10 protein-coding genes are annotated in these 12,243 nt (G+C 47.0%); 5 read left to right on the forward strand and 5 right to left on the reverse strand.

Translation table 11 applies throughout. From position 1 onward, the window contains the following. Positions 1–3,113 (reverse strand): inverse autotransporter beta domain-containing protein (locus JK154_RS13360; protein ID WP_211993052.1); only part of this gene is annotated, 3,113 nt, incomplete at its 3' end. An 89-nt stretch (positions 3,114–3,202) separates the two neighbouring features. After that, a complete protein-coding gene (locus tag JK154_RS13365) occupies positions 3,203–3,613 on the reverse strand; it encodes a hypothetical protein (RefSeq protein WP_211993053.1) in 411 nt (136 codons plus the stop codon). A 1,171-nt stretch (positions 3,614–4,784) separates the two neighbouring features. Between JK154_RS13365 and JK154_RS13370 the strand changes: the two genes are divergently transcribed. Together JK154_RS13370 and JK154_RS13375 are read left to right on the forward strand one after the other, a co-directional pair. After that, the gene (locus tag JK154_RS13370; RefSeq protein ID WP_211993054.1) at positions 4,785–5,498 is read left to right on the forward strand and encodes a response regulator transcription factor; all 714 of its coding nucleotides are present in this window, start codon (positions 4,785–4,787) and stop codon (positions 5,496–5,498) included. A 3-nt stretch (positions 5,499–5,501) separates the two neighbouring features. Further along, positions 5,502–6,968, forward strand: a complete 1,467-nt coding sequence (locus tag JK154_RS13375; RefSeq protein WP_211993055.1) for a HAMP domain-containing sensor histidine kinase — start codon at positions 5,502–5,504, stop codon at positions 6,966–6,968. 36 nt (positions 6,969–7,004) lie between these two features. Here the strand turns inward: JK154_RS13375 and JK154_RS13380 are convergent, their stop codons facing one another. Together JK154_RS13380 and JK154_RS13385 are read right to left on the reverse strand one after the other, a co-directional pair. Continuing rightward, a complete protein-coding gene (locus JK154_RS13380) occupies positions 7,005–8,438 on the reverse strand; it encodes a 6-phospho-beta-glucosidase (protein WP_211993056.1) in 1,434 nt (477 codons plus the stop codon). A gap of 165 nt (positions 8,439–8,603) precedes the next feature. Further along, on the reverse strand, positions 8,604–9,332 hold the full coding sequence (locus tag JK154_RS13385; protein WP_211993057.1) for a MurR/RpiR family transcriptional regulator: 729 nt from the start codon (positions 9,330–9,332) through the stop codon (positions 8,604–8,606). A 314-nt stretch (positions 9,333–9,646) separates the two neighbouring features. On the opposite strand from JK154_RS13385, the gene JK154_RS13390 reads away from it, so the two are divergent. Further along, positions 9,647–10,300 carry a hemolysin III family protein gene (locus JK154_RS13390; protein ID WP_211993058.1) on the forward strand — a complete coding sequence of 218 codons (654 nt, stop codon included), beginning with the start codon at positions 9,647–9,649 and terminating at the stop codon, positions 10,298–10,300. 39 nt (positions 10,301–10,339) lie between these two features. On the opposite strand, the gene ygfZ is transcribed toward JK154_RS13390, so the two are convergent. Continuing rightward, entirely contained in the window at positions 10,340–11,326 is a 987-nt protein-coding gene (gene ygfZ, locus JK154_RS13395) for a tRNA-modifying protein YgfZ (protein ID WP_211993059.1), read from the reverse strand. Between the two features lie 251 nt (positions 11,327–11,577). Here ygfZ and sdhE point away from each other — a divergent pair, with 251 nt between their 5' ends. Further along, positions 11,578–11,844, forward strand: a complete 267-nt coding sequence (sdhE, locus tag JK154_RS13400) for an FAD assembly factor SdhE (RefSeq protein WP_211993060.1) — start codon at positions 11,578–11,580, stop codon at positions 11,842–11,844. Further along, positions 11,825–12,241 (forward strand): protein YgfX, encoded by a 417-nt coding sequence (locus JK154_RS13405; protein ID WP_211993061.1) that lies wholly within the window; start codon positions 11,825–11,827, stop codon positions 12,239–12,241. Before sdhE ends, JK154_RS13405 begins: the two co-directional genes overlap by 20 nt. The last annotated feature ends 2 nt before the right edge of the window (positions 12,242–12,243 follow it).

Consider the following 12,243-nt stretch of genomic DNA (forward strand, 5'->3'; position numbering starts at 1 on the left):
ACACGGGCCATAACGGTAATATCGGCCACTGCGACGTTGGTGCTGGTCAGGGTGATGGTTGTCTCGCCACTGGCGTTGGTGATGCCACTGGAGGTTGCATTCACCTCGGATTTGTCCGCCGTGGGGGTGACGGTCGCACCAGGCACCGGGTTGCCGTTACTGTCCTTCACCATTACCGTATAAGTAAATTTATTCGTGTCGTTGGCGATTTTGCTGACGTCAGAGCCCTGTAGCACCACGCTCTCTACATGAGCCGTGGCGATGTTAGCAACAAATGTCATCTTTTTGGTCATGCTCCGCCCGTTAACCGAGGCAGTAACGGTATAGTTATCTGCCTTAGTGCTGGTCACTAAAGCGGTCGCAATCCCCTGATCATCACTTTCGCCATTTACTGTGGTCAATATGGCACCAGTACTTACGCTAAATTCTACTGCCATGCCGGATACCGGGTTACCCTGCTTGTCAGTGACCGTTGCCTTCACGCCATTTGTTGCTTTGCCATCGGCAATAGCATTGTCAGGGGCAATGATTAAGTGGCTGTCAGTTATTTCGGCTGTGGCTTTATCTGCGCTTAATGTCACCTTCGGTGTTTGTGTACTGGCCTGCTTACTGCCCGACATTACGGTGATGGTCGCGGTACCTGCTTTTGTGCCCGTCAGCGTTGCCAGATACACGCCAGGAGTCTGTTCGGCAAAGTTGCTCACACTCACCTTATCCAGCCCGGTAATGACTGTACGCAGTGAACTTGCCACACCTGTGATTGGGTTACTGTTAATATCAACGAGAGTCAGCGTCAGGGAAGAGGCCTCCAGCCCGCTGGCGATGATACTGTCTGGTGAGGCCGTCAGGGTAGATTTATCTGCAGCGATGTCGCCGGCAATAAAGCTGACTTTTTTATCGGCATCAGTAACAACATTCTGTTCCGCTGTACTGGCGCTGACCATAATATTGGTGACAACTTGGGTACCACTTTGTAGTTTAACAGTAGCACTGCCGCTATTGTCAGTCGGGGTGGTCGATGCTGATAATGTGACGCCCGGGAGATTCTTAGCCCAGAACACTGAGGTATCAGCCACGGCGTTGCCAAATTTATCCTGAACCAGTGCGGTATAGGTGAAGTCATTTTTGATATCCGCTACTTTGGTCGTGGTGTTATCCATCAGCGTGACGTTACGTACCGCCGCTGTGGTACTGTCAGCCGTGAACGTCACTTTTGCCGTACTGGCATTGCCGTTATCCATGGTTGCAGTAATTTGCCCCTCACCAGCCACTTGGCTACGCAGTGTAACCGCTGCTTTTCCATCGAGTCCGGTAGTGACTGTCAGTTTACGGTTATCTCCATTACTACCACCAACGGGTGCTAATGTGGTGCCAGCTTTGCCTGCAGCATTGAGCAGGCCATTAAGGCTAAAAGTAATGTTTTGATTGGTGAGTGGGGCGCCTTTGCCGTCAGTGACCATCCCGGTAATGGTATAACTATCACTGTCATTGGCAGGTAAGATACGATCGCTTGGTGATAGCGTCAGGTTGCCTACTGTATTTTCGGAAGGTATGACGCCAATGATCGTTTCTGCCGTATTTGACTTATTGTCATGGTTATCAGTGGCGATAGCGCTAATGGTGTAATTTTGTGCCGCATTGGCTCTCTGGCCAAACACATAGGCCGGCAGTGTCACCCGCAGCTCAGTGGGCGATATTTGCTGATAATGACCACCGCGTGCGGTGAGCAGCGGGTCAACACTCCAGCTGATGCTTTTCAGCCCATATTTAGCTTTTGATACCGTCAGGGTAACCGGCACGGTCTCTGCTGCCTGGGCGGTTGTTGTCGCAGGCAACGAAATGGTTATCAATTCCTGTTTACGGTACTGCATCACGATGTTGTAGTTACGATCAACAAAGTCATACTTGCTGCCCACCAGGCTGCGCATCAGACCAACAGCATCGGGATCGATTTGTCGCAACCAGGGCACGCCAAAGCGATAGGTGAAATCCACGCCGACATTGGTGGCGTTGGAGTCTCCAACAGAACGCTTGGCTGAGAGCGTCATCAGCGGGAACGGGGTGTAATCAATTCCTGCCGTGATCACCTGGGGGTTATCTTTAAGATCATCAGGACTGGCGCTTTCAGCCATCGACACGCCTTTGCCAAAATACTGCTCATACTTGAGACTGCCGCCAAAGTTAGGCCAGGAAGGCAGATAGGCGTTGGCCCGTAAATCAAAGCCGTTGGCGGGGCGTTCGTCATAATCCTGCATTTCGCCAAGTTTGGACTGATGCCAGTTGGTCTGGCGGATATAGCCGTTGGCCGCCAGTTTTAAATAGTCCGTCCAGGCTTCGGTGCCGACACCGATACGTTTGTTTTCCCCGGTATAGTCATAGTCATAGAAACCGTTGATGCCCAGCATCCAGTCATTAATATACTGGCGGTAGCCAACCCCCAGGTTAACGGTATTGCGGTCTTGATTGGTGCGCATTCCCAACTGAGAGAACACCAGACTCTGGTCTGTTTCAGCCAGGGGAAGCAGCAGGTCACCGGATAAGTTTTTATGGTTCCCCAGTGATACCTTGGCGTTCCCGTACTGGTTAAGCCACTCATTAACCTGCTGATTAATCAGGCCTTCCCCGATGCTCCGTGCATAATTAATTGTGGCATCGGTGGTGTTATCCTGGGATAACAGTGAGCCCATTTGTGAGGCCCCTGAGGCAAGTCGATTTTCCTGAGCGTCGTTGTCAGCTTTTTGTGGCAAGGCTGACGTAGTCTCAGCAGATGATGCTTGTGGCGAGGAAAGCGATGGCAGCCCGGTGACAGCAGGGGAGGGCACCGTGTCAGGTGTTTGCACATGAAAGTAATCGCTAAAATCCCGCGCGGGTACAGCGATATCTGACTGGGTACTGGTTGGGGCACTGACACTGGGCACGTTGGGTTGAGGTGAGGTCTGTGCCGGTGTCGCGTCATTCAGAATGAGTGCGTTAAGTCCCTGAATCGTATTTTGTATATCAGCAGGTTCGCTGGCGCGGGCTATCACGGGAAGCAATGATAATCCCGGCGTCAACAATTGTAGCCAGATAAGCAGGTAGGCAATACTCTTACGCAAGCGCAATTTAGAGAACATAACAGTCACTCATTCCATTGAGAGAAAAATACTTAGCAAGAGATAATGGTCACATTATCTCTTATCATCTTTGTCTGATTCAGAAAGTTTTAGATATTGCTTAGTGCATTGATTTTTTGCTGAATAACCTGGAATCCGGCGTAGTTGACTTCGGAACACAGCGTATTCAGCTTCATATCCAGCGTATTGGTATACACACGCTTGGCATCACCATTCATGATGTTTTTATTGGTATTCAGGAAGTTATAACCATCACCGATCTGGATGTAGTCACGGGAATACTTCTGATATTTATTGTCACCTGCCTGACGCAGGAAATTGAAATGGTCGACACAGGGGTTATTGCTCGATGCCACCGAATTGACGGGTACAATACGGCTATTATTCTGGGCATACTTTATTGTGGGGGCAGGACTTTGCTTAGTAGTATTTTTTGCCATATTTGTTGAGCATGCAGCCAGGAACATGACGGATAAAAGAGGTATGGTACGTAATAACATAAGAACTCCATATGAAACATAGGGCTAAAAAAATATTTATAGCACTGACTACCGTGCCGGCATGAACGGTAGTTTTATTCTGGAAGATCAGTTTCTGTAGGAGGAACGTTGCTATAAGAGGGATCGGATAACACAGGCATGCATGATTTAAATAACATATTTGCCAAAGTTATCAATGCAGAACAAAAAAATTTAGCCGAATCCATTACAGCGTATTGAAACATCATCATCCCTGATAAAACTGCCGTGTAGTTTACGAATAATCGCGATTGTCAGACCGTGATTTTGTGGAAGAGTAACAGAATAGTTCCATACAGTAAATACAGCCAATAAATAGAATATATGTGAACGATGAGTGAGTTTTTAATGATTCTCTAATAATCTTCCTGATAAAGAGATGTTTTATATCAAATTCAGGTGTGAGCTGCTTCTGTAACCAACTGAAAATGTTTGATTATTTTAAATGATAAGACCTCCGACCTGTTATTTGATGTTTGTTATTTGTTATTAATACGAATGCTTTGAGAGTATTTAGCAAAAAATAATAGTGTCAAGATACAATGTTCGGCTGTTACCGTTAGTGTTTATAAATCCTGATTCTTATGAATATTATAAGTATGTATTTGGAAATTACTGGTTGTTTGTGGTTGAGTAATAACTCTAAAGTCTGGTTAAATATTGGGTGAGGGAGCAGGCAATTAAAATTATAATTCTGGTTGTCATTTCTGAGGTTTTTTTTAACACCAGCATTGATAATCAGAAATATGGTCGGTATTTATCTGTGGCTATTATTATGAGTTTTTTGAATGCAGGCAGATTATTTCTGACGGTGGCAGCCCGCCCTGTGCTGGGGGGGCGCAGAATCACGGTACTGGACATATACAACAGGGGGCGTATCACAGGATTTACTGGTGTCTCGCTGAGGCTCCGGGAAAGTCAAAACCTGCGCTCTTGATTATGGTGATAAACCGGAAAGTATGGCAAAAACCATTTTTTTTCCAGTGGGGGCCGTTCAGCATGCTACTGACATTTTTATTCATGCAGCAGTCTGTACAAAACAGCGATTCGGGCAATCGACGATATATGTAGTGTAAAAAAGTTAAATTAAATGTGAAACCTTTCCCCGCACAACTTGTGTAGACTTGATTGATAATCATCGGGGAATCTATCCATGAGTGAATCAAAGAAAATATTAATCGTCGAAGATGACGAAAATATCGCTGAATTACTGCTGTTACATCTCAGCAAAGAAGGCTTTGAAGTCACCCATTGCTCAGAGGGTCATCAAGGCATTGAGCATGTTAAACATGGCGGTTTTGATGCCTTAATTCTCGATTTGATGCTGCCCGGCGTAGACGGGCTGGAGATCTGCCGTTTTGCCAGAACTCTCACCCGTTATACCCCGATCATTATTATCAGCGCTCGTTCCAGTGAAACTCAGCGTGTACTGGGGCTTGAACTGGGTGCGGATGACTATCTGGCTAAACCTTTTTCCATGCTGGAACTGGTGGCGAGGGTCAAAGCCCTTTTTCGTCGCCAGAAGGCCATGAGCCAGGATTTACATCTGGAGTCTGGTTTTCTCTGTGTGGCGGGATTGTCTATTGATCCCCTGGGGAGAACAGTACACCTGAATCAGCAACCGATAGAGCTGACACCACGGGAATTCGATTTACTTTACTATTTTGCCCGGCATCCTGAGGCGGTATTCTCCCGGCTTGATTTGCTTAATAATGTGTGGGGATATCAGCACGAAGGCTACGAGCATACGGTAAATACTCATATCAACCGTCTGCGTATCAAGATTGAAGCCAATCCCGCTGAACCAGACTTTATTCGTACTGTATGGGGTAAAGGTTATAAGTTTTCCCCCGGACCCCGTGAGTGACTTATGCGCTATTTGACACTGTCCCGCCGTCTTACTCTGACTTTTGCCACATTGCTGCTTACCGCTTGCGTATTGCTGGGTTGGTTACAGGTACAAACCAGTACCCAGTATAGCCAGTCGGTGATCCAGCAATTATCCAGTAATCTGGCGCAACATATTAATCAGACCTACCCATTATTAGGACAGGAGGGGCTGAATAAAGTATTGCTCCATAAACTGTTCGATAACTTGATGGAAGTGAATCCCAGTGTTGAGGTTTACTTACTGGATAAACAGGGAAACATCATTGGTGATGCCGCCCCAGAGGGGCATATTAAACGTCACCTCGTTAATCTTGAACCGTTAAAACGCGCTATGGCGGGTGACCCGTTCCCGTTATATGGGGATGATCCCCGTAGCTTGAATGGACAAAAAGTCTTCAGCGTCGCCCCAATGTTACGCAATGGTCAAGTTGATGGTTACCTGTACGTTATTCTGCTCGGTGAAAAGTATAATTATCTGGCCCGGGATGCTCAGTTCGATACCATTCTCACTATCAGCTTGTTGTTGATAGCCGTGATTGGCCTGTCCGGTCTGGTGATGGGAGCGCTTGCATTTCGTTGGGTAACACGCCCCCTCAGACAGTTATCACGTCAGGTTAAAGCACTTGAAACAGGGGGGATGAACGAAATGCAGGCCATGGCAGCCTTACCGCTGACGGTCAAAAACGATGCAGACGAACTGTATCAGTTGCGTCAGGGCGTGATTTTAATGGCTCGACGCATCTCCGAGCAGTGGCATAGCCTGACGCAACAAGATCAACTACGGCGAGAGTTTATCGCTAACATCTCTCATGATTTACGTACTCCACTAACATCACTGCATGGTTATCTGGAGAGCTTGTCAGTGATGTCAGCCACGCTCAGTGAAGCAGAAAAGAAACGTTATCTTGATATTGCCCTGGCACAAAGCCAAAAGGTCGGCCTACTGGCTCAGTCGCTATTTGAGCTGGCACGGCTGGAATACGGCGTGGTTAAACCCGTGAAAGAGCCTTTTTCTGTGGGGGAACTGCTCCAGGATGTGTATCAGAAATTTGAACTGGTGGCCCATACCCACCAAATTCAGCTACTGGCAGATATTCAGCCAAAACTACCGATAATTTATGCAGATGTCAGCATGATCGAACGGGTACTGACAAATCTTCTGGATAATGCTATTCGCCACACTCCGGATCAGGGTAATGTTCATGTGCGCCTCTGGCTTGCCGATGATCAGCTTATGGTGGAGGTGAGCGACAGTGGGCCGGGTATACCGCCAATCTTGAAAGAGGGGCTATTTATCCGCCCCTCAATAGGTAATGTGTCACGCCGTACTGAAGGTGGGCTGGGACTGATGATTGTGCGTCAAATGCTCCAGCTACACGGTAGTGACATCAGGCTGGTGGAGCTCCCCGGGCGGGGTGCCAGCTTCCATTTCGGTTTACCGTTATAAAGGATAAAAGGGCGCTAAAAGGCGACCCTGCTGCAATTAAATGTTTTCGCCGTTACTGGCAATGACCTCTTTGTACCAGTTGAAACTTTTCTTGCGTGAGCGAGACATATCGCCAGTACCATCGTCATGCTTATTCACGTAGATAAAGCCGTAGCGTTTGCTGTACTGACCGGTGGTGAAAGAAACGCAGTCAATGCAGCCCCAGGGGGTATAGCCCATCAGTTCAACACCATCATAAGTCACTGCTTGTTTCATGGCCTCAACGTGGGAGCGTAAATAGGCGATGCGGTAATCATCATTAATGGAGCCGTCTTCTTCAACGGTATCGTGGGCCCCGAAGCCATTCTCAACAATAAATAAGGGTTTCTGATAACGCTCATACAGCTCGCAGAGGGCATAGCGCAGACCAACGGGATCGATTTGCCATCCCCAGTCAGAAGCCTTTACATAGGGATTAGGTACACTTCCCTGGAAACCGGATAAGGCATCACCACTGCCACCTTCGGCTTTTACGGCATTCGTCATGTAGTAGCTCAGACCTAAATAATCACAGATCCCTTCACGCAGAATTTGATCATCACCTTCTTCCATTTTGATGGTAAATTCACGACGTTCCCATTCATTCAGGATGTAAGCAGGGTAGTAACCGCGTAACTGTACATCTGTAAAAAGATAACGCTCACGCATGGACTGCTGGGCATACATCTGGTCTTCAGGCTGGCAGGAGAAAGGATAGAGTGGCACCATCGCCAGCATGCAACCTACTTGCATCTCAGGATTGATGCGGTGAGAGATTTTAACCGCCAGGGCACTGGCCACAAACTGGTGATGCAGAACTTGATACATCACCTCTTCAGGGTTTTCGTGTTCAGTATAAACAACCCCTGAACAACAGTAGCCAAACAGGGGGGCGCGCCAGTTACGCTGGTTATTTATCTCGTTAAAAGTCATCCAGTATTTTACTTTGCTTTTGTAGCGTTCAAACACCACTTCGGCAAAACGGACAAAAAAATCAACTACTTTGCGGTTAGTCCAGCCACCATACTGGGTGACCAGATAGTGTGGCATTTCAAAGTGAGACAACGTGATGACCGGCTCAATATTGTATTTGAGCAGTTCATCAAACATGTCATCGTAAAATTTAAGCCCTTCCTCATTTGGCTGGAGCTCATCACCCTGTGGGAAAATACGCGTCCAGGCAATGGAAGTGCGGAAGCATTTAAAGCCCATTTCGGCAAAGAGTTTAATGTCTTCTTTATAGTGCCCATAAAAATCGACGGCTTCATGGTTGGGGTAGTATTTTCCTGGCTCAATCTGACGGGTGATTTCACGTGGGACACCATGTGCGCCACCGGTCAGGACATCACAAATGCTTGGGCCTTTGCCACCCTTGTTCCAGCCACCTTCAACCTGGTGAGCGGCGACGGCACCACCCCATAAAAAATCTTTTGGTAATTTGAGCTGTTTCATAATGTTTAGGCCTCACAGAAAATACCTGAAATAATGATTTAGATTAATCATTAAGACGTAAAGTTAATAGTCTCTGAGCTGAGTCTAACAAATGAGAGCGATTTGTCACGATATAACAAAATAGATAAAATGTGATTTGTCACAATAAAAAAACAGTGTGTTTTTTTATGCTATTTTTATCGCCAGCCGACGCCCTATTGTTTCTAAAATATAAATAACGGGGATCTGCGTGGTGATGTCATAAGCATCGCTGACACGCATTGGGGGAATATGCCATGACAAATTAAAGTCGGCCAGTTTTGCCAGGGATGAGTTTTCATGGCTGGTTATGGACATCACCTTGCAGTGATGCAGGCTGAACTGGCTGGCAAAACGCAAAATTTCTTCTGTTTCACCGGAGACAGAAAGCATAATTGCCAGTGCATTATTAGCCATGTCACGGGTCACTGGAAAATAAGGATCATCAATATGGTTACTGAATTTACCGACATTGGAAAAAAAACGAGCGCCGTATTTAGCCAGGGCCCCAGAAGTTCCTACGCCAATAAAGACAATACGCTCTGAACTACAAATAATATCAACAGCACGATCAATTAAATCGTCAAATTCACTGTTGTTGGTTCCTTTGAAAAAACTGATTATTTCACTGCTACCAAAATTAACCGGTTGAATACTATTTTGTTCAAGATACAATTTAAAGCGTACTCGAAATTCAGAGTATCCTGAGCAATTGAGTTTACGGCAAAAGCGTAACACAGTGGTGGTTGACACCTCAGCAGCATCCGCCAGTTCACGGATAGTCATGTACATCACTTTATCTTTATTTTTAATGACGTACTGATAGACCCTCATTTCCAGGCCATTCAAACGGGTAATAGTGGTGTGCGTAAACATACTCTTTTCCTGCCGCTATAAATTCACGGGTAACAGACCGTCCAGCCTGCTCCGTTATTCCTGTGCTAATTATCACTGAGTTTCAACATATTGCCACAGTTCTGTTCATTCTTGCGCGTGCGTCGTGAAAGCGGCTCGTTTTCGGTATGGGGCATCATATCGACTGAAAAGCAGGCTGCAGAGAGACCCACAGGCAGGAAGCGAGCACTGCTTTAGCAGCAAAATATTTATTTTAGCTTACACGTGTTCACTGAAATCATTCTCAGTTAGGATAGGTATGCATCATCATTCTATTTCTCAACAGGAGGAGCTCGATGGTTCGTAAACCACTTGTCGCTCATGGGTATTCATTAGCCGAGGAGGTGGCTAATAGCATCAGCCATGGCATAGGGCTGGTATTTGGCATTGTCGGGCTGGTACTGCTACTGGTTCAGGCAGTAGAAACGAATGCCAGTACTACGGCCATTACCAGTTATAGCCTCTATGGCGGGAGTATGATTTTACTGTTTCTGGCTTCCACGCTTTATCATGCCATTCCCCATGCCCGTGCTAAACGCTGGTTAAAGCTCTTTGACCACTGTGCTATCTATCTTCTTATCGCCGGGACCTATACACCATTTCTGTTGGTAGGGTTAAATTCCCCCCTGGCAAAAGGGTTGATGGTCGTTATCTGGAGCCTGGCATTGGTGGGTATTTTGTTCAAGCTGACAATTGCACACCGTTTTAAAGTGCTTTCCCTGGTAACCTACCTGCTGATGGGCTGGCTATCTTTGGTGGTTATTTATCAAATGGCGATCAAGCTGGCGCCAGGCAGTGTCACGTTACTGGCCGCCGGGGGAGTTGTTTACTCTTTGGGGGTTATTTTTTATGTCAGCAAACGTATCCCATACAATCATGCTATTTGGCATGGGTTTGTACTCGGTGGCAGTGTCTGCCACTTCTTCGCTATTTATCTCTACCTGTTTTAAACCAGTATCGCCCCAGGAATGGGGCGATACTGGATATTGTTATGCTTCTGTCAGGCTATAAGGCAGAGGGATAATCGCTAATGTGCCAGTCGTATCATCACGTACTCGCAACACAGCATCTTCGGCCAGATCATTGTTCATCACAGCCTGAACCCAGACCTGGCCATCATCCCGTTGAATTGCTGCCAGTATCGTACCGGTCCGACGCCAGTTTTCCCCTAGTTGTAGTTCGAGATCTTCACCCGCGGTCGGTACTCGTCCCGCCTGACCGGCGAGGGTCCAGAGTGCGCGCTTATTGGCTCCGCGGAATTTCGCGCGCGCAACCATCTCTTGCCCGGTGTAGCAGCCTTTTTTAAAGCTAATACCATTCAGTGCCTGAATATTTGTCGCCTGAGGGAGAAACTGATCACTATTCACACTATCAATGACAGGCAATCCGGCTTCAATATCCAGTGCCAGCCACTGCTGACTATCTCTGAACTGAGCTTTTTCTGTGAGTTCTTCAGTAAGCGCTTTAGCATCAGTGGGGGCCATGACAAGTAGAAACCGTTCAGCGGGGCTGTTTAACCATAAAACAGAGGTAGTCCCGGACTGGACAACAGGTGTTTGTTCATCAGGTAATTGTTCAAAAAAAGGAGCCAGGCTTTCTCGCGCTTGTTGGCCAGCAACACCCAGCAGTACGCTTTCGTCATCGGGAACAATAGTCACTTTTGAGAATACTGAATATTTTTTCAACTCAGTCAGCTGAGTATCGCGCACGCTGCGACGTAGAATAAAGGCAAAGCCTGGGTTACGATGAAACAGGCGTAAGTTACTCCACATCTTTCCCTTGGCATCACAATGCGCACACAGGACTTGCTGGGACTCGGCCAACAGAGCGACATCTGCAGTGACCTGACCTTGAAGATATTTTTCCGCATCAGCCCCCGTTACGCAGGTCAGTGCCCAGTCGTTTAATGTCATCAGTGTCAGTGGTAATTCACCGGCAGCAACAGGTGTATATGCGGGACATGGTGTAAGAGACATAGAGTGAACCCCAGATTGTCAAACAGGTTATTTGGCCCATGGTAAAATAGCACCAGGGCAATGCAAGTAGTTTAATAGTGCTATTTGTGCGTTTACGCAGGACTTCGTATACATAAGATAATTTGTAGTCAGCTCACACACCAATTTCGATAAGACTCGCATAAGGCAATATTCTCAACATCATTGAGATAAAAACACGTTACACTAATAGCAGGATGTCTCTTACCAGAGAGCTAAACAGGACAGAATACATGGATATCTTTAATAAAGCCCGTATCCACTGGGCATGTCGGCGTGGGATGCGTGAACTCGACATTTCGATCATGCCTTTCTTTGAGCATGAGTATGACACTTTAAGTGATTCGGACAAACAGGTCTTTGTTCGGCTTCTGGAGTGTGATGATCCGGACCTTTTCAACTGGCTGATGAATCACGGTTCACCCGATGATACGGACCTCCAGCGCATGGTTGCCTTGATTCAAACACGGAATAAAGAACGTGGCCCTGTGGCAATCTGACCTGAGCGTTTCCTGGCGAGCACAATGGATTTCATTGTTGTTCCATGGTTTGCTGGCACTCCTTGTGTTGCTGATGCCATGGCCGATAAATTATACCTTGTTATGGATGCTGCTCCTGTTAATCGTGGTTTTTAGCTGTGTGCGCAGCCAGCGTCGTATCCATGCTTGTCAGGGCACTTTCAAACTTCTCGAAGACTTTCGTGTCTACTGGAAGGGCCATGAGTGGCAAATGATGAGAAAACCGTGGATTATTGACAGCGGCATTATGCTAAAGCTTAAACGACAGGGGCAACGCGGTAGCCTGCATCTGTGGTTAGGGGCTGACAGCATTGATAGTGAAGAGTGGCGTGATTTACGCCGCCTGCTGTTGCAACAGCAGGCGAGTGGGAGAGAGTAGTG

It is taken from the genome of Citrobacter sp. JGM124 (assembly GCF_018257795.1).
Taxonomy (GTDB): domain Bacteria; phylum Pseudomonadota; class Gammaproteobacteria; order Enterobacterales; family Enterobacteriaceae; genus JGM124.

Excerpts from the sequence above, each read along its gene's own strand:
- JK154_RS13365 (WP_211993053.1), bottom strand. The coding sequence starts at position 3,613 with ATGTTATTACGTACCATACCTCTTTTATCCGTCATGTTCCTGGCTGCA.
- JK154_RS13370 (WP_211993054.1), top strand. The coding sequence starts at position 4,785 with ATGAGTGAATCAAAGAAAATATTAATCGTCGAAGATGACGAAAATATC.
- JK154_RS13375 (WP_211993055.1), top strand. The coding sequence starts at position 5,502 with ATGCGCTATTTGACACTGTCCCGCCGTCTTACTCTGACTTTTGCCACA.
- JK154_RS13380 (WP_211993056.1), bottom strand. The coding sequence starts at position 8,438 with ATGAAACAGCTCAAATTACCAAAAGATTTTTTATGGGGTGGTGCCGTC.
- JK154_RS13385 (WP_211993057.1), bottom strand. The coding sequence starts at position 9,332 with ATGTTTACGCACACCACTATTACCCGTTTGAATGGCCTGGAAATGAGG.
- JK154_RS13390 (WP_211993058.1), top strand. The coding sequence starts at position 9,647 with ATGGTTCGTAAACCACTTGTCGCTCATGGGTATTCATTAGCCGAGGAG.
- ygfZ (WP_211993059.1), bottom strand. The coding sequence starts at position 11,326 with ATGTCTCTTACACCATGTCCCGCATATACACCTGTTGCTGCCGGTGAA.
- sdhE (WP_211993060.1), top strand. The coding sequence starts at position 11,578 with ATGGATATCTTTAATAAAGCCCGTATCCACTGGGCATGTCGGCGTGGG.